The organism is Halomonas sp. LC1 (genome assembly GCF_030247125.1).
Taxonomy (GTDB): domain Bacteria; phylum Pseudomonadota; class Gammaproteobacteria; order Pseudomonadales; family Halomonadaceae; genus Vreelandella.
The window spans coordinates 539,655-562,973 of the sequence record NZ_JASSPG010000001.1 but is presented as its reverse complement, the minus strand read 5'-3'; the positions used below and the strand labels follow the sequence as shown (position 1 = coordinate 562,973).

22 protein-coding genes, 3 tRNA genes and 1 pseudogene are annotated in these 23,319 nt (G+C 56.5%); 20 read left to right on the top strand and 6 right to left on the bottom strand.

Translation table 11 applies throughout. The features are described from left to right. Positions 1-18 precede the first annotated feature (18 nt). Genes QIT27_RS02645 through QIT27_RS02635 form a run of 3 tightly spaced genes read right to left on the bottom strand, consistent with a single transcriptional unit; the run spans position 19 to position 3,199 of the window. Positions 19-2,220, bottom strand: a complete 2,202-nt coding sequence (locus tag QIT27_RS02645; protein WP_285262810.1) for an AAA family ATPase — start codon at positions 2,218-2,220, stop codon at positions 19-21. Beyond that, positions 2,217-2,630, bottom strand: coding sequence for a VPA1267 family protein (locus tag QIT27_RS02640; RefSeq protein ID WP_044630007.1), 414 nt, complete (start codon positions 2,628-2,630; stop codon positions 2,217-2,219). Before QIT27_RS02640 ends, QIT27_RS02645 begins: the two co-directional genes overlap by 4 nt. After that, positions 2,627-3,199 (bottom strand): recombinase family protein, encoded by a 573-nt coding sequence (locus tag QIT27_RS02635; protein ID WP_044630006.1) that lies wholly within the window; start codon positions 3,197-3,199, stop codon positions 2,627-2,629. The genes QIT27_RS02640 and QIT27_RS02635 overlap by 4 nt, the downstream gene beginning before the upstream one ends. A 221-nt stretch (positions 3,200-3,420) precedes the next feature. Between QIT27_RS02635 and recA the strand changes: the two are divergent. The 8 genes and pseudogenes from recA to QIT27_RS02595 form a co-directional block, all read left to right on the top strand. Continuing rightward, positions 3,421-4,290: pseudogene (gene recA / locus QIT27_RS02630) on the top strand (recombinase RecA); the annotation flags it as partial. Positions 4,291-4,328: 38 nt separating this feature from the next. Beyond that, positions 4,329-4,790, top strand: coding sequence for a regulatory protein RecX (locus tag QIT27_RS02625; RefSeq protein WP_044630005.1), 462 nt, complete (start codon positions 4,329-4,331; stop codon positions 4,788-4,790). Positions 4,791-5,014: 224 nt separating this feature from the next. Next, positions 5,015-7,624, top strand: a complete 2,610-nt coding sequence (gene alaS, locus QIT27_RS02620) for an alanine--tRNA ligase (protein ID WP_230834674.1) — start codon at positions 5,015-5,017, stop codon at positions 7,622-7,624. Between the two features lie 105 nt (positions 7,625-7,729). Beyond that, positions 7,730-8,980 carry an aspartate kinase gene (locus tag QIT27_RS02615; RefSeq protein WP_044630003.1) on the top strand — a complete coding sequence of 417 codons (1,251 nt, stop codon included), beginning with the start codon at positions 7,730-7,732 and terminating at the stop codon, positions 8,978-8,980. 192 nt (positions 8,981-9,172) lie between these two features. Next, complete coding sequence (gene csrA / locus QIT27_RS02610; RefSeq protein ID WP_009722197.1) at positions 9,173-9,361, top strand: carbon storage regulator CsrA; 189 nt, start codon at positions 9,173-9,175, stop codon at positions 9,359-9,361. A 124-nt stretch (positions 9,362-9,485) separates the two neighbouring features. After that, a tRNA-Ser gene (locus QIT27_RS02605) sits at positions 9,486-9,578 on the top strand. Positions 9,579-9,608: 30 nt separating this feature from the next. After that, positions 9,609-9,685 (top strand) — tRNA-Arg (locus QIT27_RS02600). A gap of 68 nt (positions 9,686-9,753) precedes the next feature. After that, positions 9,754-9,830 (top strand) — tRNA-Arg (locus QIT27_RS02595). A 243-nt stretch (positions 9,831-10,073) separates the two neighbouring features. On the opposite strand, the gene QIT27_RS02590 is transcribed toward QIT27_RS02595, so the two are convergent. Beyond that, complete coding sequence (locus QIT27_RS02590) at positions 10,074-11,078, bottom strand: tRNA dihydrouridine synthase (RefSeq protein WP_502875173.1); 1,005 nt, start codon at positions 11,076-11,078, stop codon at positions 10,074-10,076. A gap of 127 nt (positions 11,079-11,205) precedes the next feature. Here QIT27_RS02590 and QIT27_RS02585 point away from each other — a divergent pair, with 127 nt between their 5' ends. The 3 genes from QIT27_RS02585 (at position 11,206) to QIT27_RS02575 (ending at position 14,696) form a co-directional block, all read left to right on the top strand. Further along, entirely contained in the window at positions 11,206-11,463 is a 258-nt protein-coding gene (locus tag QIT27_RS02585) for an OadG family protein (protein ID WP_285262809.1), read from the top strand. A 92-nt stretch (positions 11,464-11,555) separates the two neighbouring features. Beyond that, positions 11,556-13,361 carry a sodium-extruding oxaloacetate decarboxylase subunit alpha gene (gene oadA, locus QIT27_RS02580; protein ID WP_285262808.1) on the top strand — a complete coding sequence of 602 codons (1,806 nt, stop codon included), beginning with the start codon at positions 11,556-11,558 and terminating at the stop codon, positions 13,359-13,361. A 12-nt stretch (positions 13,362-13,373) separates the two neighbouring features. Next, on the top strand, positions 13,374-14,696 hold the full coding sequence (locus QIT27_RS02575; protein ID WP_159341254.1) for a sodium ion-translocating decarboxylase subunit beta: 1,323 nt from the start codon (positions 13,374-13,376) through the stop codon (positions 14,694-14,696). A 76-nt stretch (positions 14,697-14,772) separates the two neighbouring features. Here QIT27_RS02575 and QIT27_RS02570 read toward each other — a convergent pair whose 3' ends face one another. Together QIT27_RS02570 and QIT27_RS02565 are read right to left on the bottom strand one after the other, a co-directional pair. Next, entirely contained in the window at positions 14,773-15,390 is a 618-nt protein-coding gene (locus tag QIT27_RS02570; protein WP_285262807.1) for an IMPACT family protein, read from the bottom strand. A 27-nt stretch (positions 15,391-15,417) separates the two neighbouring features. Next, a complete protein-coding gene (locus QIT27_RS02565) occupies positions 15,418-15,873 on the bottom strand; it encodes a LexA family protein (protein ID WP_228169011.1) in 456 nt (151 codons plus the stop codon). Positions 15,874-16,134: 261 nt separating this feature from the next. Here QIT27_RS02565 and ccmA point away from each other — a divergent pair, with 261 nt between their 5' ends. Genes ccmA through ccmI form a run of 9 tightly spaced genes read left to right on the top strand, consistent with a single transcriptional unit; the run spans position 16,135 to position 23,291 of the window. Continuing rightward, positions 16,135-16,755 (top strand): cytochrome c biogenesis heme-transporting ATPase CcmA, encoded by a 621-nt coding sequence (ccmA, locus tag QIT27_RS02560; RefSeq protein ID WP_044629996.1) that lies wholly within the window; start codon positions 16,135-16,137, stop codon positions 16,753-16,755. A 13-nt stretch (positions 16,756-16,768) separates the two neighbouring features. Next, positions 16,769-17,503 (top strand): heme exporter protein CcmB, encoded by a 735-nt coding sequence (gene ccmB, locus QIT27_RS02555; protein WP_054641333.1) that lies wholly within the window; start codon positions 16,769-16,771, stop codon positions 17,501-17,503. A 14-nt stretch (positions 17,504-17,517) separates the two neighbouring features. Beyond that, positions 17,518-18,258, top strand: a complete 741-nt coding sequence (locus QIT27_RS02550; protein WP_044629994.1) for a heme ABC transporter permease — start codon at positions 17,518-17,520, stop codon at positions 18,256-18,258. Then, complete coding sequence (gene ccmD / locus QIT27_RS02545) at positions 18,258-18,512, top strand: heme exporter protein CcmD (protein WP_153842159.1); 255 nt, start codon at positions 18,258-18,260, stop codon at positions 18,510-18,512. Before QIT27_RS02550 ends, ccmD begins: the two co-directional genes overlap by 1 nt. Continuing rightward, complete coding sequence (gene ccmE, locus QIT27_RS02540) at positions 18,502-19,011, top strand: cytochrome c maturation protein CcmE (protein ID WP_044629992.1); 510 nt, start codon at positions 18,502-18,504, stop codon at positions 19,009-19,011. The genes ccmD and ccmE overlap by 11 nt, the downstream gene beginning before the upstream one ends. A 50-nt stretch (positions 19,012-19,061) precedes the next feature. Next, positions 19,062-21,068 (top strand): heme lyase CcmF/NrfE family subunit, encoded by a 2,007-nt coding sequence (locus tag QIT27_RS02535; protein WP_089675708.1) that lies wholly within the window; start codon positions 19,062-19,064, stop codon positions 21,066-21,068. Next, the gene (locus tag QIT27_RS02530) at positions 21,065-21,592 is read left to right on the top strand and encodes a DsbE family thiol:disulfide interchange protein (protein ID WP_172415939.1); all 528 of its coding nucleotides are present in this window, start codon (positions 21,065-21,067) and stop codon (positions 21,590-21,592) included. Before QIT27_RS02535 ends, QIT27_RS02530 begins: the two co-directional genes overlap by 4 nt. Beyond that, entirely contained in the window at positions 21,583-22,053 is a 471-nt protein-coding gene (locus QIT27_RS02525; protein WP_044629989.1) for a cytochrome c-type biogenesis protein, read from the top strand. Before QIT27_RS02530 ends, QIT27_RS02525 begins: the two co-directional genes overlap by 10 nt. Further along, positions 22,050-23,291, top strand: a complete 1,242-nt coding sequence (gene ccmI, locus QIT27_RS02520) for a c-type cytochrome biogenesis protein CcmI (RefSeq protein WP_285262806.1) — start codon at positions 22,050-22,052, stop codon at positions 23,289-23,291. The genes QIT27_RS02525 and ccmI overlap by 4 nt, the downstream gene beginning before the upstream one ends. Positions 23,292-23,319 lie beyond the last annotated feature (28 nt).

Genomic DNA, 23,319 nt, shown 5'->3' with positions numbered 1-23,319 from the left:
TCTCAGTGATCGCAATAACTATCCGGCGCATTCGGCCTTCTCTGATTTTGGTTGAGCGTGTGCGCTCTGCTCAGTGAGGAGTTCTACCAGGTATGACATTCGACTGTGATGAGCGCTCTCTCTTACGACAGCAGACTTCATAACTGACCGTGAGCCAATTATGTGCACCTCTTGCTCAGCGCGTGTGATGGCCGTGTAGATCCAAGATCGGTCGATAAGGGGTGAATTGTCCAAGGCGATAATCACTTTTGGAACTTGGGACCCTTGGGTTTTATGTAGTGTCATCGCATAGCCAAGTCGAATGTTATCTAGCAATGCCTTTGTAAGAATCAGAGCTTCTGTTTTGTCGTCCATCTTGAGTATACCCAGATGGTCTTCAGCTTCCTGATCTGCGGACAATAGCCTGCCCAAGCTTCCATTCTGTAGGTCGTTCTCATAGTCATTCTTCAGGCACATGATTGGATCACCAACCCGAAATTCTGTACCCCAAAAGTCACCCCAAATCTCAGGCTTCAGTTGGGTGCCGTCTGGATTTACGGCTGCTTGGCACGACTCATTTATGAGTTTGGTGAGTTCCTTCGTTGGAGCAACAACTTTGCTGTCACGCGGTGAGTGAGCCAAAAGTTCAGTACAGGCTTCTATGATCTCTTCGCGGCTGGAGACTTCATGAAAGTGTATCCTCCCGACGGTCATCTCAGGCGGTAGTTCTCCGTTGCGTATAGTCAGTGAGTAAGCGGGTATGCCCGTTTTTTCGTCTTGACGCTGAACAATATCCAATTCAACGACAGGGCAGGCTCGGGAGCTGATAATGTCTCGAAGCGGCAGCCCAGCACCAATCGGTGGTAATTGATCAGGGTCTCCGACCAGAAGCAATCTGATCGATGCTGTCGTTTTAATAATGATCTGGTAAAGCGTCGGGAGATCGAGCATTGACGCCTCATCGATGACGAGTAAAGTCGGCTTATCGTCAACTTCAACATTGCGAAGGAACCGTGCAATTGTCATGGTTTTAATGCCAATGCTCTCTCGTAGGCGCGTCGCGGCTCGACCAGACAGAGCCATCGCATATATGTTGTAGTCCAATGCGCGATAGCATTCGATAGTTGTTCTGAGAACTGTCGTTTTGCCGGTGCCTGCACCACCGATAACACAGCTCAGTCCATGCGATAGAGACATTTCCACTGCGTCTGACTGCCGCTCAGTGATAGGAAAGGGTAGGGCCATCGCTGATTCTGTAATAAGGTCATGCTCTTTATCTGATAAGTCTGATTTCGCTGATCCAATTTTGCGCAAACGCTTAGCTACAACGCGCTCCATTATGAGGAGTGCAGTCGAGTGGTATCGACCACTCTTCGAATCATAAGTGATAAACTTTGCATTCTTTCCTGATTCCAGGGCATGGGCGATCACGCCATCATTTGAAGTAGAAAGTATCTTTCCGACACGCCGTTTTAAGTCGGAGGACGTTGCACAAGTATGTCCGCGTCCGCAGTGCTTGATCAAAGCTTGCTCTGTTGCAGCTGCAAAGCGTCTGTCGTCATTTTTACTAAGTCCAAACTGGCTCGTTGCGATCTTCTCTGTTTGTTCGAAAGTCAGGCCGAAAGTCAGCAGAGAGTACGGGTTACACTTTATTTGATCGACAGCACTTTCACCGTGTGCTTTGAAAAGCCTACGTTGAACTGACAGTGGAATGCCGTGGTTGCTTAAAAATTGTGCGTGTCGAAGGTTTTTGTACTTTTGAAAGCCCTCGATCAAGGCGTCGATAGAGTCATCGGTCAGATGGTTTCTGAAGGCTTCTCGGTCACCAATTGTGGCAAGCCGGACGATATCATTTCCCATCGCTTGAACGAGTTTGCGTGCTTTGACACTGCCAATGCCTCTGAAATCTGGGTCAAAAGCCAAAAACTGAATCAAGCTTTCATAGGTGGCTGGCATCTTCAATTCACAAGAAATGGGGTTGCGCCAGACTGCTTGCCGGATCTTATAGCCATTGTTTTCGATAATCTCTTCGTCGCATGGGCCAGATATCTCCCACACTTGTCCCACCGCAGCCTCTACAGGTAACGATTGGGTTGGAATATCGACCTGCACAATAACCTTGGCAGACTTTAGATTGATTGCATCTTTGAGCAGTATACCGCCGAATATTGTGCGTTCGTTATTTGTGAAACGAACTTTGGTGATCCGTGTTAAAGCCTTTCTTTTCATCGCTTCCGTCAAAGCCCAATCCCCATCTCGGTTAACACTTCCGATAGTTCTTCATATCGCTTGAGCTTTGCTTTCAGCTCAAGGCACTGAGCCTCTAGCTCTTGCAATCGTCTCTTGTCGTTGGAGCGTTGGCCGGCCTCAACGTCATATTTTTTAGGTTTATTTTCTTTTTCTTCCTGAAATCGCTGCTCTTTTTTTTCGGGCAGAATTCCGATGGGTCGAAGGTCATCTTCGAGTCGTTCTAAACGGGCCTTAACAGCTGGATTTTGTCGGAGAACGCTCTTTGCAAAACCGACCTGCTGAGCAACTTCCTGGCGATTGAGTTGCCCACGACGCACAAGATTTTTGAAATCAGCGTTAGTTTGCCTTGCTATCCAACCTTCAAAGAGGTCGATGTTTTCAGCTGCTTTCTTCTGACTCATATCTGGTCCTTGGTTCTTTTGTCGCGGTATCTGGTGATCGTGGGTCGAGACACTTTGTAGCGCCTGGCTATTGAGGCAATCGATTCTCCGTTGTCTAACCTTCGGTAAATATCCTTGATTTCTTTCTCGCTAAGAGCAGGCGGACGACCCATGTGAGTGCCTTTCGCCTTGGCTCGTTCTCGGCCCTCGCTGGTCCGATCAAGGATGAGATCCCGTTCGAGCTGGGCAAACGTACCGCACAAATTGATCATTGCTTTTGCGAGGGGGCTGGTATTAGAAGTGTCGAGAGTTCCATCCAATGTTTTGATCGTTGCCCCCTTCTCGTGGATTGTTTCGATGACCTTGAGGATCTTCGCTAACGACCTCCCAAGCCGGTCTAGTCGTGTCACAAGCAAGACATCGCCATCTCGTACAAAGTTGATTGCCTCGCCCAACTTGGACTCATGTTCATCGGAGACTCCGGAAAGCTTCGCTTCCCAAATTCTCTCGCAGCCAGCGGCTTCAAGGCTTTCAACCTGACTCGATAAATCTTGATCAGTTGTCGATACCCGTGCGTACCCGATTTTCATAAAAGTGTCCGTAAGTTTTGACTTTTGTACATCCTATCATCGTGATGAATTAAAGTCATGAAAAATACTTTTCTGCATGCACGAAATTATAAAAGACACTTTGGTTCGTTTTTTGAGTTTCGACAATCCTGAGGTTGGCGGAAATTTGAAAAAAAGGTGGAGAGGGGCGAGACTGACAAGAATCCTGTACCGAAATCGGCGATTCGTTCATGTCCTCATTTATCTTTGGCCCAGAGTCATCGGGTAAAACTACCCTGACGCTTTCGGTCATTGCCCAAGCGCAAAAGCAGGGCAAAGTGTGTGCCTTCGTTGATGCCGAGCACGCGCTCGACCCCAGCTACGCTGAGAAGCTGGGCGTCAACCTGGACGACCTGCTGGTTTCCCAGCCGGACACCGGTGAACAAGCGCTGGAAATCACCGATATGCTGGTCCGCTCGGGCGGCGTGGATGTGATTATCATCGACTCCGTGGCTGCGCTGACTCCGCGTGCGGAAATCGAAGGCGAAATGGGCGACTCCCACGTGGGCCTGCAGGCGCGCTTGATGTCCCAGGCGCTGCGTAAAATCACCGGTAACATCAAAAACGCCAACTGCTTGGTGATCTTCATCAACCAGATTCGTATGAAGATTGGCGTGATGTTCGGTAGCCCCGAGACCACGACCGGCGGTAACGCGCTGAAGTTCTACTCCAGCGTGCGCTTGGATATTCGCCGCACCGGTTCGGTGAAGTCGGGCGACGAAGTCACCGGTAACGAAACCCGCGTGAAAGTCGTCAAAAACAAGGTGGCACCGCCGTTCCGGCAAGCTGAGTTCCAGATCCTTTACGGCAAAGGTATCTACCACGCGGGTGAGGTTATTGATCTTGGCGTGCAGTGCAGCCTAGTGGACAAAGCAGGCGCTTGGTACAGCTATAAAGGCAACAAGATCGGCCAGGGTAAAGCCAATGCGGCGCAGTACCTGGAAGAGCATCCTGAAATCATGAACGAGATCGAAACTCAGATTCGTGATCAGCTACTGGCCAAGGCGGAGCCGAAGAAGGAAGAAGCGCCTGCCGCTGATGTGGCTACAGATAGCGATGATGATCTGCTTTAAGCCGCTACCTCCATTGCATGTGCTAAGAGGGAAACTCGATGTTTTCCTCTAATGTGGATGCTTCTGCACGTGAAGTAGCGATTCAACTACTGGCTCGGCGCGAGTATTCTCGCGCCGAGCTGGCGCGTAAGTTACAGCAAAAAACTTTTGATGCCGATGAAATCTCTGCTTGCCTAGACGCCCTGGCCGAGCAGTCGCTGCAGTCCGATGCACGCTTTGCCGAGAGCTTTATACGCTCGCGTATTTCCAGAGGGCAGGGCCTAATTCGCATTAAAGGCGAGCTTCGCCAACGCGGGGTTGACCAGGAAACTCAGGCCGCCGCGTTGGCAGCAGTAGAAGAGCGTGAAGCGGTAGACTGGTTTGAGCTTGCTCGAGAAACGCTGGAAAGGCGTTTTTCCACTCCGGGTGATTCCCCCAAAGAGCGTGCCAAGCGCGAGCGTTTTTTAGCAGCGCGTGGGTTTGATTTTGAACAAATTCGCTATGCGCTTTCCTGTTTGTAGCCCAGCTCAGGGCTGTCTATAACCCCGCTCAGGGCTGTTACTGCCCTAGCTTACAGCGGCTTTCTTCCTGTTTATTTCTTCTCTGTTTAGGCCGTCTGTTTTGGTTTTGCCACTAACTGCGGCTTTAGTCGTTTGACAACTGCGTTATAATGGTCCCTTTGCGACCCCAGCGGGTGGCGGCGACAGCGCCCTGGGGCATCACGCTTTCTTGTTACGGATACCCTATGAAAAGCGCAGAGATCAGACAGGCCTTTTTAACGTTTTTTGAAGAGCACGGCCACACGGCTGTTCCGTCTAGCTCGCTGGTGCCGGGCAACGACCCGACGCTGCTGTTCACTAATGCGGGCATGGTGCCTTTCAAAGATGTGTTTTTGGGTCGTGACCGTCGCCCCTACGTGCGTGCCACCTCTGCTCAGCGCTGTGTGCGTGCCGGCGGCAAACATAATGACTTGGACAACGTAGGTTACACTGCACGCCACCACACCTTCTTCGAAATGCTGGGCAACTTCAGCTTTGGCGACTATTTCAAGCGTGACGCCATCCGCTTTGCCTGGACATTTTTGACCGAAACCCTGGGGTTACCCAAAGAGAAACTCTGGGTCACCGTACATATCAGCGACGACGAAGCCGAGCGCATCTGGAAAGATGAGATCGGTATCGACCCCGAGCGTTTCTCCAAGCTGGACGAGGACAACTTCTGGCAAATGGGCGACACCGGCCCTTGCGGCCCCAGTTCTGAGATCTTTTTCGATCACGGCCCGGAAGTGTGGGGTGGCCCACCCGGAAGCCCTGAAGAGGATGGCGACCGCTACATCGAGATCTGGAACCTCGTCTTCATGCAGTTCGAGCGCGATGCCCAAGGCACCCTCAATCCACTGCCGAAGCCCTCTATCGATACCGGCATGGGGCTGGAGCGTGTGGCGGCTGTCATGCAGGGTGTGCACTCCAACTACGAAATCGATCTGTTCCAGAATTTGCTCAAGGCGGCAGCAGACGCCACGGGACATAGCGATACCACCGCGCCCTCGCTACGCGTCATTGCTGACCACATTCGCTCCTGCGCTTTCTTGATTGCCGACGGCGTACTGCCCTCCAATGAAGGCCGCGGCTACGTGCTGCGCCGGATTATTCGTCGTGCCATTCGCCACGGCCACAAGCTGGGCGCGGCCGAGCCGTTCTTCCACAAGCTGGTGAGTGCGCTGGATGCCGAAATGGGTGATGCCTACCCCGAGCTGCGCGAGGCCAGCGAGCAGATCGCCCGCGTACTGCTGAAAGAGGAAGAGCAGTTTGCGCGGACGCTGGATCACGGTATGGGCTTGCTGAACACGGCGCTCGAAGAGCTGCAAGGTGATGTGCTGCCCGGCGAAACCGTGTTCAAACTCTACGACACCTACGGCTTCCCGTTCGATTTGACTGCTGACGTGTGCCGAGAACGTGAAGTGACACTGGATGAAGCCGGTTTCCAGCGTGAACTCGAAGCTCAACGCGAACGCGCTCGTGCCGCCAGCCAGTTTGGCGCGGATTACACGGCCTCTATCGAACTGGACGGCGAAACCCAGTTTACCGGCTACGAGCGGCTGGAAGACCAAGCCACCGTGACCGCCATAGTGGACAGCGAAGGTAACGCGCTGGCGGCCTTGGAAGCGGGCCAGAAGGGCACCGTGGTGCTGGACCGCACGCCATTCTACGGCGAGTCCGGCGGCCAGGTGGGCGACACGGGCTACTTGCACGTCGATGGCGGTCGTTTTCAGGTGAACGATACCCAGAAACAGAGTGGCCACCACCTTCACCAGGGGGTAATGGTCGAAGGGAGTCTGAGTGTCGGCGCCAACGTACGCGGTGAAGTGGACGCCAGCCTGCGCAGCGCGACCATACGTAACCACTCCGCGACCCACCTGCTGCACAAAGCACTGCGTATGGTGCTGGGCGATCACGTTCAGCAGAAGGGCTCGTTGGTCAACGCAGAGCGTCTGCGTTTTGACTTTAGTCACTTCGAACCGATGACCGCAGAGCAGCTTGCTGAGGTCGAGCGCATCGTCAACGAGCAAATCTTGGCCAACGCGCCGACCAAAATCGAGCAGATGAGCCTCGCCGATGCCAAGGCCAAAGGCGCGGCAGCACTGTTCGAAGCCAAATACGCTGATAACGTGCGCGTATTGACCATCGGTGCCGATGACTTCTCCATCGAGCTTTGCGGCGGTACCCACGTCAAGCGCAGTGGCGACATTGGCTGCTGCCACGTGGTCAGCGAAGTAGGTATTGCCTCGGGTGTGCGTCGTATTGAAGCGATTACCGGCGAAAACGCACTGGCGTATTTCCGTGAGCAAGAAGCCCGCGTTCAGCGGATTAGCGAACGCTTAAAAACCAAGCCAGAGCAAGTGGAAGCGCGTGTCGAATCGCTGGTGGAGCGCAACCGCAGCCTGGAAAAAGAGCTCGAGCAGCTCAAAGCGAAGCTGGCGAGCGCGGCGGGTAGCGATATGCTCAGCCAAGTGCAGGAAGTGGGCGGCGTGAAGCTGCTGGTAACTGAGTTGGATGGCGTGTCTGGTAAAGATCTGCGCGGCGTATTGGATCAGCTGAAAAACAAGCTAGGCTCTGGCGTGATTATGCTAGCCACTGCTGACAAGGCCGCTGGTAAAGTCAGCCTGATTGCTGGGGTCACTTCTGATTTAACTGGCCGTGTTAAAGCGGGTGAGCTGGTTAATCATGTGGCCTCCCAAGTGGGTGGCAAAGGGGGTGGGCGCCCTGATATGGCTCAAGCAGGCGGCAGTCAGCCCGATGCGCTGCCGGATGCGTTGAACAGTGTCCCGGCTTGGTTGGAAAACACACTTCGCTAAATAGAGAGGCCGGTGGCATTATTTGCTACCGGCCTTTTTGCTAGTTAGGAAATTAGCAATAACAATATTCACCTTCCATTCCCGAACGTAAAGGAAAAACGGCATATGGCACTATACGTACAGAAGTTCGGCGGCACTTCGGTGGGCTCTGTCGACCGTATCAAGGCCGTGGCGGAAAAAGTTAAAGGCTTTCGCGACCAGGGCCATCAGGTAGTGGTTGTTGTCTCCGCGATGAGTGGCGAGACCAACCGCCTGACCGAAATGGCCCATGCTCTGAACGAGGATCCCGCCCCGCGTGAAATGGATATGTTGCTCTCAACAGGGGAGCAGGTGACCATTTCCCTACTGGCCATGGCGCTACAGCAAATTGGCGTGTCGGCGACCTCGCACACGGGTGCCCAGGTAGGGATTCATACCGACAGCGCCTACACCAAGGCGCGTATTCAGCGTATTGAAACTGACGATCTCAAATCTGACCTGGATGCAGGGAAGGTCGTGGTGGTCGCTGGTTTCCAAGGCGTAGACGAAGACGGCAATATCACCACGCTGGGGCGTGGCGGCTCTGATACCACCGGCGTGGCGCTTGCTGCCGCCTTGGGGGCTGATGAGTGCCAAATCTATACCGACGTAGACGGTGTTTACACCACGGACCCCCGTGTATGTTCCAAAGCGCAGCGCCTTGAAAGCATCACCGTAGAAGAAATGCTCGAACTCGCTAGTTTGGGCTCCAAAGTGCTGCAAATTCGCGCTGTTGAATTCGCCGGTAAATACAACGTGCCGCTGCGGGTACTGTCTAGCTTTGAAGACGGCCCTGGCACCCTGATTGTTGCAGATTCAGACCAAGACGAGGATTCTATGGAAGAACCGCTAATCTCCGGTATCGCGTTTACCAAGAACGAAGCCAAACTCACCCTGCTGAATACGCCGGATGTACCTGGTGTGGCTTCACGTATTTTGGGGCCGATTGCCGACGCGAATATTGAAGTAGATATGATCGTCCAGAACGTTGCACCAGCTGGCGATTACACCGACTTCACCTTCACCGTGGCAAAAGGTGACTATAAAGCCACCAAAAAGCTGCTAGAAGAGACCGTTATTCCTGACCTGGGCGGCGGTGAGCTGCGCGGCGATGACAACATTGCCAAAGTGTCGCTGGTCGGCGTTGGCATGCGCTCTCATGCGGGTGTTGCCTCTAAAATGTTCCGCGTATTGGCCGATGAAAACGTTAATATCCGTATGGTCTCTACTTCAGAAATTAAAATTTCTGTCGTAATTGACGAAAAGCATATGGAGCTTGCAGTTAACGCCTTACACAAAGCGTTTGGTCTCGATAAGTCCGATATCGAATCTGAATAACAATTGTGGCCTAAACCTTCTACGCTGAAGTTACTCGCTGCCGTGTGGTGGTGAGCTTTCTTTCAACGGGAGGGTAAGGTGTCATAGGGGCCAAAGCCTTTGGTGGCAGGCGTCACCATGCCGCATAATGGCATGGTGACGCCGCTGGCGGACACATCCCGTTGTATAAAACGTCTGAGAAGGAGATCAGCCATGCTCATCCTAACCCGCCGCGTTGGCGAAACGCTGATGATCGGTGATGAAATTACCGTCACAGTATTAGGTGTGAAAGGTAATCAAGTGCGCATTGGTGTGAACGCACCAAAAGATGTCGCGGTTCACCGTGAAGAGATCTATCAGCGCATTCAGCGTGAACGTAATAGTGAAAGCGAATCAGAATAAATGGCTGTCCGTGTTACGCTCATTAAAGGGCGTTTAAGCGGTGATTTTAGGCCGGCGCGAAAAAAATCGGAATAAGGCTGGACACCAGCCATCAAAATCGGTAATATTCGCGCCGTGCCGTTGAGGAGAGGTGGCCGAGTGGCTGAAGGCGCTCCCCTGCTAAGGGAGTATAGGGTTTATAGCCCTATCGAGGGTTCGAATCCCTCTCTCTCCGCCAACTGCATGATGTAGCATCGTAATTTGATACGCGCCCGTAGCTCAGCTGGATAGAGTACCTGACTACGAATCAGGTGGTCGGAGGTTCGAATCCTCCCGGGCGCGCCAATTTGCAAAGCTAAGTGCTTGATGTTACACTGATTTCATTGCTTGAGGAATTAGGCAATGACTGAAAAGCGCCCGTAGCTCAGCTGGATAGAGTACCTGACTACGAATCAGGTGGTCGGAGGTTCGAATCCTCCCGGGCGCGCCAGATTCTAAAACCCGCTCTCATAGGAGAGCGGGTTTTCTGTTTTCTAGCCTGACTATCGTGGCTCGCGCGGTAGTCTTGCGATCGTGTAAAGCGCCCCCGCATCTTTGCGGAAGGGCGCTTTTTTTTGGCCCGTAACGCGCCAAGGGAGAGTGCCGGGTAGCGAAAGCCAGTGATGCGCCTAAAAAAGCGCCTGGAGAGGCGCTTTAAATCGGCTGGGGGCAGGAAGGGGCGTGCTCGACAGCCTTAGGCGGGTTCGCAGGCGTTAAGTGCGCTTGCGCTAGGGATAAGACTACCCAAAAGTGTGTCCAGGTCGGTCAAGCGCTTTAGGCGCTGAAAATGCAGGTTGGCTTCGGCGTTGCCCTGGCGCATCTGGGCAAGCCACTGCTTTACCAGAGATACGACCACGCGGTCAGGAAGATGTTGGCGCTGTAGGGCGGCGTACTCTTGCAGTACGCTGGCGCGCATTTCCCACGTGGTGTCCGCCAAGCGTTCGCCGGTTTGCTGCCAGTGGCGAATGCGAGGGGCGAGCCAAGGGTCTGCCAACGCACTTCGCCCAAGCATCACATCGCGACAGCCTGAGAGCGTGCGGGCCTTCCAGTAATCTTCCAGGGTCCAAATGTCGCCGTTGGCCACCACGGGGATAGACACGTGGTGGCGCACTTTGCCGATCCACTCCCAGTGCGCCGGCGGACGATACCCTTCGTCTCGCGTTCGCCCATGGACGACCAGGCGCGCCGCGCCGCCCGCCTCAGTGGCCTGCGCACACGCCACTGCCAAGCGACGATTGGCAAACCCCAGTCGAATCTTCGCCGTCACCGGGATGTCACCGTCTAGCGCGTCCGCGACCGCTTTCACGGCGCGATACACGCGGTCGGGCTGGCGCAGCAGTGAGGCGCCGCCGTCGTGGCGGTTGACGAGCTTGGCAGGGCAGCCAAAATTGAGATCGATACTGATCGCGCCCAGCGCCAGCGCTTGGCGCGCATTCTCGGCCAAGGCCTGAGGGTCGGAGCCCAGTAGCTGCAGATGCACCGGCACGCCGCTGGGCGTGGCGACGGGGCACTGCTGTAATTCGGGGCAGTGTTTATAAAACACACGTGGGGGGAGGCGCGTGTCGACGACGCGGACGAATTCCGTTACCGACCAGTCAAAACCGGCCTGCCGAGTGAGCAGGTCACGGGTGAGCGCATCGATGACGCCTTCCATCGGTGCGAGACCGATCTTGCCTTTATGTAGTAAATTAACAACCATGGCTTCCACTATGGCGCGATTGCATTCTATTCTGGATGTGGCAGGTTAGTGTATTACCCTTATTGCGCCAAGCGCCGTTGGAGGCGTTTGGTGTGCCAATAATCCTATAAAATAAGGAGAGCACGCTATGCAGGGGTCGGAGTTGCTCCAAGAGGGGCTCGCTCTAATGGGTCTTGGTATGGGCTTTGTTTTTGTTTTTCTTACTATTTTGGTCATTAGCGTCACGCTAATGTCAAAGCTGATTGACCGCTTTCAGCCTGCCCCTGTGGCTGCGCCAGTGGGCCGAAAAAGTGGAAAAACTCCCGCCAGTCAGGGCCAAAACGACGAAGTCGTCGCAGTGATCAGTGCTGCAGTGCATCGTTACCGCTCGTCCCGCCGTCCGTAAGACGCACGCTTTTGTGTGCTTATTTCGCTCTGATGGCTATTTTTTTGTTAAATTTACTACAAATCCATAACGCTAAACTGTGAGCCACGACCATGAATGAAACAAAACGTCCTCTGGGAATCACTGATGTTGTCCTGCGCGATGCGCACCAATCGCTGTTTGCTACGCGCCTACGCTTGGATGACATGCTGCCCATCGCCGAAAAGCTGGATAAAGTCGGCTACTGGTCTCTGGAAACCTGGGGCGGTGCCACTTTCGATGCGTGTATCCGTTATTTAGGAGAGGACCCGTGGGAGCGTATTCGTGCCCTTAAAGAGGCGATGCCGAACACACCTCAGGCAATGCTGCTGCGCGGCCAAAACCTGCTGGGTTACCGCCACTATGCCGATGACGTAGTTGATAAATTCGTCGAGCGCGCTAAAACCAACGGCGTTGACGTGTTCCGCGTGTTTGACGCTATGAACGACCCGCGCAACCTGGAGCGCGCCATCAAAGCGGTTCGCCAAGTCGGTGGCCATGCACAGGGCACCATTTCCTACACGGTGAGTCCGGTACATACCCTGGATAGCTGGGTAGATCTTGCCAAAACCATTGCTGCAATGGGCGCAGATTCTCTGGCTATCAAGGATATGGCGGGGCTACTCACGCCGTACACGGCGTATGATCTAGTCACGCGTCTGAAAAAAGAGCTCTCCATTCCGGTTCACCTGCACTGCCATGCGACCACAGGCTTATCGACCTCGACCATTTTGAAAGCGGTCGAAGCAGGAGTCGATAACGTCGACACCGCCATCTCCTCCATGTCGATGACCTACGGCCACAGCCCGACGGAATCGGTGGTCGCCATGCTAAAAGATACCGACCGCGACACTGGCTTGGACCTAGAGTTGCTGGAAGATATCGCTGGCTACTTCCGCGAGGTGCGTAAAAAATACGCCGCCTTCGAAGGTTCGCTGCGCGGTATCGATTCACGCATTCTGGTGGCCCAGGTTCCCGGCGGAATGCTCACCAACATGGAGAGCCAGCTAAAAGAGCAGGGCGCTGGCGACAAGCTGGATGACGTGCTGAGTGAAATCCCCCGCGTCCGCGAAGATCTCGGTTTCATTCCGCTGGTTACCCCCACGTCACAAATCGTGGGTACCCAAGCGGTCATGAACGTCATGATGGGCGAGCGCTACAAGTCGATCTCTAAAGAGGTACAGGCGCTGCTGAAAGGTGAATACGGCTCTGCCCCAGCACCCTTCAATGCCGAATTGCAAAAGCGTGTGCTGGAAGGCGGCGAGCCAATTACCTGCCGCCCGGCAGACAACCTCTCACCTGAGATGGACAAACTCGCCGCCGAGCTGAAAGAGAAAGCCAGCGCCGATGGCATTCGCCTTGCCGACGGCGAGCGGGAAGTGGATGACGTATTGACCTATGCCCTGTTCCCGCAGATTGGTTTGAAATTCCTCAAGAATCGCGACAATAAAGACGCTTTCGAGCCTGCGCCGGAAGCACCTCGCACGGCTGCGCCGGCCAAAGCAGAAACAGTCCCTGTCGCCGCACCAAGCGCTGGTGCTGGCCCGGAAACCTATACCGTGAAGCTCAACGGCAAGGCGTACGTGGTCGAGGTGTCGGAGGGGGGCGAGATTGGCAACATCCAAGAGCAGTCCGACGCCCAGCCCGAAGCCGACGCCCCGGCACCCAGCGGTGTCAGCATCGATGCGCCGCTGGCGGGTAACATCTTCAAAGTGAACGTGCGGCCAGGCGACCAAGTGGCCGAAGGCGATGTCGTGATCATTCTGGAAGCCATGAAGATGGAAACCGAAGTGCGTGCCAGCAGCGCCGGTACGGTGTCGAAAGTCAACGTCAGCGAAGGCGATAGCGTGGCCGTTGGCGATGCGCTGATCGAGCTTTAAGGGCTTTTCGGAATGGATAAATTAATCACTCTATGGGAAGGCTCCGGGCTCTATAACCTGGAGCTTGGCCAAGCGGTCATGATCCTGGTGGGGCTTGGGCTACTCTACTTGGCGATCTACAAGAAGTTCGAGCCTCTGCTGCTGGTGCCGATTGGGTTTGGCGGTATTTTGGCCAACATTCCCGAGGCCGGTTTGGCGATTTCGGCGTTGGATCAAGCCATTGAAGTGGCCAAGCCCGCCGTGCTTGAGCAAATGGCGGCGGCGCTGGGCGCGACGCTGGACCCGCTGGCCGGTGTCGAGGGTTGGCGCGAGACCCTCAAGGCCATTGCCCACGACTCGGCCGCGCCGGATCAGCTGCGCGCTGCCAAAGACGTGGCGGTGAGCGTCGGCTACAGCGATGGCATGCTCTATAACTTCTACAAGGTCGCCATTGGCTCGGGCATTGCGCCGCTACTGATCTTCATGGGCGTAGGGGCAATGACCGATTTCGGCCCGCTGCTGGCCAACCCGCGCACGCTGTTTCTGGGCGCGGCGGCACAGTTCGGCATTTTCGCTACGCTGTTCGGCGCCGTGCTGCTCACGTCCATGGGCATCATGGATTTCTCGCTCAATCAGGCGGCGGCGATTGGTATCATCGGCGGGGCGGATGGTCCGACGTCGATCTACGTTTCCAGCGTGCTGGCGCCTGAGTTGCTAGGGGCGATTGCCGTCGCGGCCTATGCCTACATGGCACTGGTGCCGTTGATCCAACCGCCGATCATGCGCCTGCTGACCACCGAAAAAGAGCGCAAGATCACCATGACGCAGCTGCGTCCGGTCTCTAAGCTCGAAAAAGTGGTCTTCCCACTGATGCTGTTGATTGCTGTCGCGCTGTTTCTGCCGGACGCGGCACCGCTGCTGGGCATGTTCTGCTTCGGCAACCTGATGCGTGAGTGTGGGGTAGTGGAGCGCCTCTCCGATACCGCGCAAAATGCGCTGATCAATATCGTCACGATCATTCTGGGTCTGTCGGTAGGGTCTAAGCTGATGGCGGAGAGCTTTTTGGCGTTCGAAACCTTAGGGATTCTGGGCCTGGGGATCGTGGCGTTCGGTATCGGCACCGCTGCCGGTGTCTTGATGGCCAAGCTGATGAACCTAGTCAGCAAAATGCCCATCAACCCGCTGATTGGCGCGGCGGGTGTGTCTGCCGTGCCGATGGCGGCGCGTGTGGCGAATAAGGTGGGTCTGGAAGCGAACCCGCATAACTTCCTACTGATGCACGCCATGGGGCCGAACGTTGCTGGGGTCATCGGTTCGGCAGTGGCTGCCGGTGTGATGATCAAGTACCTGGGCTAAGCGGCTAGTTAGACAGCACGTCTGCCGCTATAGAACGCGGCTTACCGAGCAAGCGCTCGTGTAAGCCGCGTTTTTTTTATATTTGCTGTAGCTCAATGGATGTTTTAAGGCGGTTTTCCAGTCCGCTGATATCCAGCTCGACATCGCGTGGCCAGCCAATGGTTAAGCTCACTCCGTTGCCATCGTACTCCGCCTGTTGCACGGGCAGTGCCTGCTCGTCGCACCAAGCGCGGGCTTGCGCTTCGTGGGCGAAGCGGACCTTTAATAAATAGCTATCCCGCTCGACGACTTCCCGGGTGGGCAGCGTTTCCAGCCCGGCATTGACCGCCTGCGCATAGGCGCGTGCCAAACCTCCGGTACCTAACTTGGTGCCGCCAAAGTAGCGAATCACCACGCAACCAATTTCGCCAATCTGGCTGCCCTGCAACGCCTGGAACATCGGACGGCCTGCGGTTCCGCCGGGCTCGCCGTCGTCGGAAAAGCCAATATGCGTTTGCTCTCCAGGAGGTCCGGCGATAAACGCAGTGCAGTGATGGCTGGCATTCGGGTGGGCAGCTTTGGCCGCTTGAAGCAGCGCGTCGAAGGCGTCGGTGGTAGGAGCGTGGCACACCCAGGCCAAGAACTGACTCTTTTCAACGTCAATCTCGGCGGTGTGCCATGTCTCAGGGGCTAAATCAGGGACTCGATAGCGCAAATAGTACTCCCAGCAGGGTGGATAACGTTAATGGTGCCGGGTTTCCGTTGCGTGGTGGGCTACGCCCATTACCATGCCCAGCACCTGGATATCACAATTATGCAGGAAGACTTCGGACATCGCTGCATCTTCGGGCCATAAATGAATGCCTAAACGGCTGATAGAGAGCTGCTTCAGCGCCACTTCCCGCTGGTTAATCGTTGCTACGACGGTTTCTTGATGAGCGTCGTGCTGGTGGCGATGAATGATGATGACATCGCCGTCGAAGAGGTTGCAGTCGCGCATGCGATCGCCGCGAATACGCAGGGCGTAGGTGTTGCGACGTGTGACGCGAGGGGGTGTGCACGCTTGGCGCGCATGTGATGAGGCGCTGCGAGACGCTAGTGGGGTAGGCGTCGATGGCGCTACCGGTTGAGACAGCGTCTGAGAGGGTACGTAAGAAGGTACGTGAGACGTTACCTGAGGGGATAGGCAAATCGTCATAGTGTGTTCTCCCATGCAGCGCCCGTTGCCAAGGCGTTTGATTGAGTCGATAGCTGTAGTTTTATTCTGTTGTGTCTATTTATACAGTTGTTACAGTATAAGCCTGTTTTTGCATACAGTGCTAGTGCTGTCTCACACCTGGGTTTCTTACGCGGAAATTGAGACAGGTCACGCTGCGACCCAAGACCGCAGAGCGTGACTGGCGAGAAAGGGCCTTTCCGTGTAGAGTTCGACCCAAAATCAACGTGCCTGGAGTGTCTTTTGAGCCTGTGCCTGCAAGCCCGACAATTGGCCTGTGAACGCGACGACCGTTGGCTGTTTGAAGGGCTCGATCTCGATATCCAAAGCGGTGAGATCGTGCGCATTGAAGGCCCCAACGGCAGCGGCAAGACAACGCTGCTGAAAATACTCTCCGGGCAATTAACCGATTACCGTGGCGAGCTTTACTGGAATGGCGAACCCATGCGCCAAGCCCGTGAACATTTTCTCGCCAATTTACTCTATTTAGGTCATGCCCCAGGCGTGAAAGCAGGCCTGTCACCGCTGGAAAATCTAGCTTGGTATCAGGCGCTTAGCGGAGAAAAGGGCAGCGAGCCTGCACGTGAGGCAGCGTTGGCTGCCGTTGGGTTGGCGGGGTTTGAAGATGTTCCTGCCGGCCAGCTTTCCGCCGGGCAGCAGCGGCGCGTGGCGCTGGCACGCCTGACCCTGACCCAGCGGGCGCTGTGGGTGCTCGACGAGCCTTTCACCGCGATTGATCGCCAAGGGGTGGCGGCGCTAGAGGCGCAGCTGGTGGCGCATGCGCAGTCTGGCGGCTGCGTTCTGGTCACTACTCACCACGCATTGACCGAGTCACCTGTGCTTAGGCGCATTCAGCTGGGGTAAGAAGGAGACAGCGTTGCAACGTTCACACGCTCAACTGAGCACCCCAGAGGTGGCTATCCATGCTCCCCAGGGCGGTCTGCTGGTGGCCATAAAGGCAACCCTCAAACGCGACCTCACCCTGATGCTGCGCCGTCGTGGCGAAGTGCTCAATCCGCTGGTGTTCTTTGCGCTGGTGATTACCCTGTTTCCCATTGGTATTTCACCGGATCCAGAGCTGTTGGCAAGCATTGCGCCAGGGCTTTTATGGGTGGCCGCACTGCTCGCGGCACTGCTTTCGCTGGATAGCCTGTTTCGCAGCGACTACGACGATGGCAGCCTGGAACAACTATTACTGGCACCCCAGCCGCTGGCGGCGCTGGGGTTGGCAAAAGTGGCGGTACATTGGTTGTTAACGGGTTTGCCGCTGGCACTGATGGCACCGCTGCTGGGCATCATGCTGTCGCTTCCAGCGGGAAGCTACGCCGTGCTAGCGCTGTCGTTGGCACTCGGTACGGCCAGCTTGAGCTTAATTGGGGCGATCGGAGCGGCGCTAACAGTAGGGCTGGCCCGTGGCGGTGTGCTGCTCTCGCTGCTGGTGCTGCCGCTCTATATACCAGTACTAATTTTCGGCGCAGGTGCCGTACAAGCCGCTATTTTTGGCGAGGGTATTGCCGCGCATCTGGCGATTTTAGGCGCACTGTTAGCGCTGGCGCTGATGTTGGCTCCCTGGGCCATTGCGGCATCGCTGCGCATCAGCATTAACGGTTAGAGGACGGGAACACCATGTGGGCCTTTATCAACAAACTAAGATCACCCAAGTGGTTCTATGCCATTAGCGCCAAGCTGCAGCCACTTTTTTGGGTGGCGGCGACGCTACTACTGCTGGTAGGCACCGTCTGGGGGTTGGCCTTTGCGCCTGCGGACTATCAACAGGGCAATAGTTTTCGCATCATTTATGTCCACGTACCCGCCGCATTCCTAGCCCAATCCATCTTTGTCTCCATGGCGGTCTCCGGGCTGGTATTCATGGTCTGGAAGATCAAAGTGGCGGATATGGTCGCCACCGTGATGGCCCCGCTGGGTGCCGCGATGACCTTCGTAGCGCTTTTTTCGGGCGCAGTATGGGGCGTGCCCACCTGGGGAACCTGGTGGATGTGGGATGCACGGCTTACCTCCATGCTGATTCTGCTGTTTCTCTACCTGGGCGTAATTGCCTTGCGCGGTGCGTTTAGCAGCCGCGATAGCGGTTCCCGTGCCGCGTCGGTGCTAGCGATGGTGGGCGTGATCAACATTCCGATTATTAAGTACTCAGTGGATTGGTGGTACACCCTTCACCAGCCCGCCACTTTCACGATTACAGGGCGCTCTGCCATGACCATGGACATGTGGGCACCGCTGCTGATCATGGTATTGGGCTTTTACAGCTTTTTTATTGCGCTCACGCTGATGCGCACGCGCAGCGAAATTCTGCGTCGTGAAGCCAATAAGCGCTGGGTGCGCGAGCTTGCCGAGGAGACGAACTAATGGCCTTTTCCTCGCTAAACGAATTTTTTGCCATGGGCGGTCACGCGGTCTACGTGTGGGCTGCCTGGGGAGTTACTGCGCTGTTGATGCTAATGATCGTGTGGCACGCACGTCAGGAGCGCCGCCAGCTACTCAACGTGGTAAAGCGCCGGGCGCGTCGTGAAAATGCCCAGCGCAACGCTCAGCCATCGCACGCGCAGCCCCTGCAAGAGCCAGTTAACTCTGCTCAGAAGGACGTTCACTATGACGCCTAAACGTAAACAGAAGCTGTTTGTTATCTTAGGGCTATTGTCGCTCACCGCCATTGCGGTGGGGCTCACCCTGTATGCGCTGCGCGCCAACATCAATCTGTTTTTCAGCCCGGTACAAATTGCCCAAGGCGATGCCCCCATGGAGCGCCAAATTCGCGCGGGGGGCATGGTCAAAGAGGGCTCTGTGTCCCGCGACCCGGAAAGCCTCGATGTTGAGTTCGTAGTGACTGACTACGTGGATGATCTAGAGGTCTACTACAGCGGTATTCTGCCGGACCTATTCCGTGAAGGGCAGGGCGTGGTGGTGGTCGGCGAACTGCAGGCCGATGGCCGACTCTACGCCGATAAGGTGTTGGCACGCCACGATGAAAACTACATGCCGCCCGAAGTGGCGCAGGCATTGGAAGAAGCAGGCTACTCCCCGGCAGACTTTCAAGCGAAAGCTGCCGAAGTGGGCAAGCGCCTAGAGCAGGAAGGCTCCCCAGAAGGAAGCGACTATTAACGACTGCACGCACGCTGTGCGATAAAGCCTGATGCTAATTCGGAGCACCCATGTTGATTAAGATCATTCCTGAAATCGGCCACTTTGCCCTGGTCATCGCGCTACTCATGGCGGTGGTTCAGGCGGTGATGCCGCTTGCCGGGGCTGCCACGCGTCGCCCGCTGTGGATGGCCTATGGTCGTCCCATGGCCATCGGCCAATTCCTGTTTGTGACCATTGCCTACCTCTGCTTGACCGCCAGCTACATGCTGGACGATTTCAGCGTGGCTAATGTCGCTAACAACTCCAACTCTCTGCTGCCCTGGTACTACAAATTCAGCGCCGTGTGGGGTAACCATGAAGGCTCGGTGCTGCTATGGAGCTTGATGCTGGCGGGTTGGGGATTCGCGGCATCGGTCTTCTCGGGCGACTTGCCCCGCGACATGGTGGCCAGAGTGCAGGGCATCATGGGCATGGTGTGTGTGGGCTTCTTGCTCTTCATTTTGATGACCTCCAACCCCTTCGAGCGCTTGCTGCCGAACATGCCGCAAGATGGCGCCGACTTGAATCCGCTGTTGCAGGATTTTGGCCTAGTGGTTCACCCGCCGATGCTCTACATGGGTTATGTGGGCTTTTCGGTGGTGTTTGCTTTCGCGATTGCCGCCCTGCTGGGCGGGCGCTTAGACGCCGCTTGGACCCGCTGGGCGCGCCCCTGGACCAACGTGGCCTGGGCGTTTCTCACCGTCGGGATCGCACTCGGCAGCTGGTGGGCCTACTACGAGCTTGGCTGGGGCGGCTGGTGGTTCTGGGACCCGGTGGAGAACGCTTCGCTATTGCCCTGGCTAACGGGCACGGCACTGGTTCACTCGCTGGCGGTGACCGAAAAACGTGGCTCGTTCAAGAGCTGGACGGTGCTGCTGGCGATCTCGACGTTCTCGCTGTCGCTGATGGGCACCTTCTTGGTGCGCTCGGGCGTACTGACCTCGGTCCATGCCTTTGCCAATGACCCCTCGCGTGGCTTCTTCATCCTGATGCTGCTGGCAATCACCGTCACGCTATCGCTGCTGGTGTTTGCACTGCGTGCGCCGCGGGTGAGCCATAAGGTCGGTTTTAACTGGCTCTCGCGGGATTCGCTGCTGCTGATCAACAACATCATTTTGGTCATCATGACCGTCACGGTGCTCTTGGGCACGGTGTACCCGCTGATTCTGGATTCTCTGGGGTTGGGTAAAATCAGCGTAGGCCCGCCTTACTTCAATGCGCTGTTCGTACCGCTCACCGTGGTGATGTGTGTCTTCATGGGCTTGGGGCCGGTGGCGCGTTGGAAAAGCATGAGTGGCCGTGAGCTGTGGCGCAAGCTAGGTCTCGCGGCGGCAGCTGCCATCGTGCTGGGTGTGGCCATGCCGTTGGTCTACGGCGGCGAATGGAACCTGTGGGTGTCGCTGGGCATTATTTCTGCGCTGTGGATCGTCTTGCCGATGGTGCGCGACCTGTTCGACAAGACCCGTCACGCCAGCTCGTTTGTCGCCGGGCTGCGCAAGCTCTCGCTCTCTTATTGGGGAATGGTGCTGGGCCACGTGGGCATTGCGGTGACCATCGTGGGCGTTGCCGTCGTTTCGAACTACAACATCGAACGCAACGTGCGCATGTCGCCGGGCACCACCGTGGAAGTGGCGGGCTATCAGTTCACCATGACGGAACTCACCAACCGACGTGGCCCCAACTTCCTGGCCGATACTTCGATCATTCAGGTACAGCGCGGGGACGAGGGACGCAGCTTCGTGATGCGCCCCGAGAAGCGCCTTTACCTCGCCACCGGCATGCCCATGACCCAAGTTGCGCTGCGCCCTGGTTTGTTCCGCGACCTCTATGTGGCCATGGGTGAAGACCTGGGCGACGGCAGCTATGCCATGCGCGTCCAGTACAAGCCGTTTGTGCGCTGGCTGTGGTTAGGCGGCCTGCTCATGGCCTTCGGCGGCATCTTGGCCGTAGCGGATAAGCGCTACCGCCGCGCAGCCGCGCGCCAACCTGCATCCTCACGTATTGATCAATCTCCGTCACAGGAGGCCACGGTATGACACGCCGCCTGCTGTTGCTTCTTTTACCCATCGGTTTTGTGGGCATCGCGCTGTTTCTCTATCAAGGGTTGGGGCAGGACCCTTCCCAGCGGGATTCGGCCCTCATGGCGCGGGAGTTTCCCGAGTTTCAGGCCACTACCTTGCGTGACGCCGAACGCCAGGTAGACCAGTCGCTGCTCACCGGCGAAGTGACGCTGGTCAACGTCTGGGGCGAGTGGTGTCCCGCCTGCAAGCAGGAAATGCCGCAGCTGTTAGAACTCGCTGATAACGGCATCCGTATGGTGGGCATCAACTACCGAGATACCCGCGAGAAAGGCCTGGAGTTTTTGACCGAATTCGGCGACCCCTTCGAGATCAACATCTTTGACCCGGATGGCAGCCTCGGTTTCGACCTGGGCGTGTACGGCGCGCCGGAAACCTTTCTGGTGGATGCCGAGGGCGTGATTCGCTATCACCACAAGGGCTATGTCTCCCCGGAAGATGTCCGTGACCGTATCCTGCCGGAGGTAGAAAAATGGCGATAATTCGTTGGATAGTGACGGCCATGCTGCTGGCCACCGCCGGTAGCGTCATGGCAGGCGGAATCGAAGTGCGCGAGTTCGATGATCCGGTACTGGAGAAGCGCTACCGCGACCTGACCGCCTCCATGCGCTGCCCGCTGTGTGAAAACCAGGCCATCGACGACTCCGATGCGCCCATCTCGGCGGACATGCGCGAGCGCGTCTACGTGCTGCTGAACGAAGGCCGCGCCGATATCGAAATCATCAACCACATGGTGCAGCGTTTCGGCGATTACATTCTCTACAACCCGCGCCTGGAAAACCGCACCTACCTGCTGTGGGGGCTGCCCATTGGGTTGGTGGTGCTAGGCATGCTGGTCGTCGTGCTGATGGTACGCGCCCGCCGCAACGCTTCTGCTAAAGCGCTGAGTGCAGAAGAACGCGCCCGCTTGGATGCCCTGATTAACCGCGAGAGGTCTTCATGACACCGCTCTGGATAGCGATTGCCTTACTGTTACTGCCCGCGCTGTGGCTATTAGTTGCCCCCATGCGCGGTGCCCGCGTTCTGCGCGACCAGCTAGATCACTTTGAAGCCAACGATACGTCTGCCGAGCAGAACGTGGCGATTTTCCAGCGGCGCATGGCGTCCCTGGAAGCGGCACGCGAGCGTGGCGACATCGACGACGCTCGTTTTAATGAAGATCGCCTAGAGCTAGAGCGCAGCCTGCTGGAAGACACTGCCACTCAGGCCAAGCGGCCACTGAAAGCTGCGAGCGCTGGACGGCTGGTGGTGCCGCTGGTCATGGTCGCCGTGGTAGGGGCCAGCACCTTCTGGTACCAGCAAAACGGGGCAGAAGGCGACCTGACGCTCTACGCCATCCAAGAGGAAGTTCGCAACGACCCGGAAGGCTCGATGGCTATGTTTCTGGAGCGCATGGAGGCCGAGGCCGAGCGTCAGCCCAACAACCCCAACGTGTGGAGTTCACTGTTTCCGCTCTACCGCGATACCGGCCAGCCCGAAAAAGCCGCCGATGCCCTGGAGCGCTTGATTGCCATTGAAGGGCGTATTCCACCGCTGCTCGCCCAGCTGGCGCAGCTCCGCTTCTTCATGGCCGAGCGTGAACTAACCCCTGACGTTCAAGCGTTGGTGGATGAAACGCTAGAGTTAGACCCCCGCCAGCCCACCGTGCTGGGGCTGTTGGGCATCCACGCCTTCGATAACGGTGACTATGAAACGGCCATTGACCGCTGGCGTCGGGCTGTAGCGAATATCGAAGATCCCGAAACCGCTGAATCGCTGCGCGATGGCATTCGTGTTGCCCAAGAGCGCATGGGCGTAACGCCTGAGGCGCCTGCAGACGCGCAGGGGCAAGGGGTGCGGGTGCACGTTTCCATGGATGAGGCACTGGTAGACAACGTCAGTGACGACGCTACGGTGTTCATCACCGCGCGGGATATCGACGGCGAGCTGCCGCCGCTGGCGGTGATACGTACGCAGGTTTCTGAGCTGCCCATGACCGTCGTGCTGGACGATACCGCCGCCATGTCGCCGCAAGCGCAAATCTCCCAGGTGCGCGAAGCACGCTTGGTGGTGCGTGTCTCAGAATCTGGGCAGGCCACGCCGCAGCCGGGCGACCTGTTTGGCGATTTGGAGAGCGTCAGCGTAGGTGCTATCAGCGAAGACGATGCGGCCAATGTCGTTATCAACCGTGTTTTTGAATAATCTCCACTTAAGCTACCGCTGCTAAGGG

Excerpts from the sequence above, each read along its gene's own strand:
- QIT27_RS02585 (WP_285262809.1), top strand. The coding sequence starts at position 11,206 with ATGCAGGGGTCGGAGTTGCTCCAAGAGGGGCTCGCTCTAATGGGTCTT.
- QIT27_RS02525 (WP_044629989.1), top strand. The coding sequence starts at position 21,583 with ATGGCGATAATTCGTTGGATAGTGACGGCCATGCTGCTGGCCACCGCC.
- QIT27_RS02550 (WP_044629994.1), top strand. The coding sequence starts at position 17,518 with ATGTGGGCCTTTATCAACAAACTAAGATCACCCAAGTGGTTCTATGCC.
- QIT27_RS02640 (WP_044630007.1), bottom strand. The coding sequence starts at position 2,630 with ATGAGTCAGAAGAAAGCAGCTGAAAACATCGACCTCTTTGAAGGTTGG.
- QIT27_RS02530 (WP_172415939.1), top strand. The coding sequence starts at position 21,065 with ATGACACGCCGCCTGCTGTTGCTTCTTTTACCCATCGGTTTTGTGGGC.
- ccmI (WP_285262806.1), top strand. The coding sequence starts at position 22,050 with ATGACACCGCTCTGGATAGCGATTGCCTTACTGTTACTGCCCGCGCTG.
- csrA (WP_009722197.1), top strand. The coding sequence starts at position 9,173 with ATGCTCATCCTAACCCGCCGCGTTGGCGAAACGCTGATGATCGGTGAT.
- oadA (WP_285262808.1), top strand. The coding sequence starts at position 11,556 with ATGAATGAAACAAAACGTCCTCTGGGAATCACTGATGTTGTCCTGCGC.
- ccmE (WP_044629992.1), top strand. The coding sequence starts at position 18,502 with ATGACGCCTAAACGTAAACAGAAGCTGTTTGTTATCTTAGGGCTATTG.
- QIT27_RS02575 (WP_159341254.1), top strand. The coding sequence starts at position 13,374 with ATGGATAAATTAATCACTCTATGGGAAGGCTCCGGGCTCTATAACCTG.
- QIT27_RS02615 (WP_044630003.1), top strand. The coding sequence starts at position 7,730 with ATGGCACTATACGTACAGAAGTTCGGCGGCACTTCGGTGGGCTCTGTC.
- QIT27_RS02590 (WP_502875173.1), bottom strand. The coding sequence starts at position 11,078 with ATGGTTGTTAATTTACTACATAAAGGCAAGATCGGTCTCGCACCGATG.
- QIT27_RS02625 (WP_044630005.1), top strand. The coding sequence starts at position 4,329 with ATGTTTTCCTCTAATGTGGATGCTTCTGCACGTGAAGTAGCGATTCAA.
- alaS (WP_230834674.1), top strand. The coding sequence starts at position 5,015 with ATGAAAAGCGCAGAGATCAGACAGGCCTTTTTAACGTTTTTTGAAGAG.
- QIT27_RS02635 (WP_044630006.1), bottom strand. The coding sequence starts at position 3,199 with ATGAAAATCGGGTACGCACGGGTATCGACAACTGATCAAGATTTATCG.
- QIT27_RS02535 (WP_089675708.1), top strand. The coding sequence starts at position 19,062 with ATGTTGATTAAGATCATTCCTGAAATCGGCCACTTTGCCCTGGTCATC.
- ccmD (WP_153842159.1), top strand. The coding sequence starts at position 18,258 with ATGGCCTTTTCCTCGCTAAACGAATTTTTTGCCATGGGCGGTCACGCG.
- QIT27_RS02565 (WP_228169011.1), bottom strand. The coding sequence starts at position 15,873 with ATGACGATTTGCCTATCCCCTCAGGTAACGTCTCACGTACCTTCTTAC.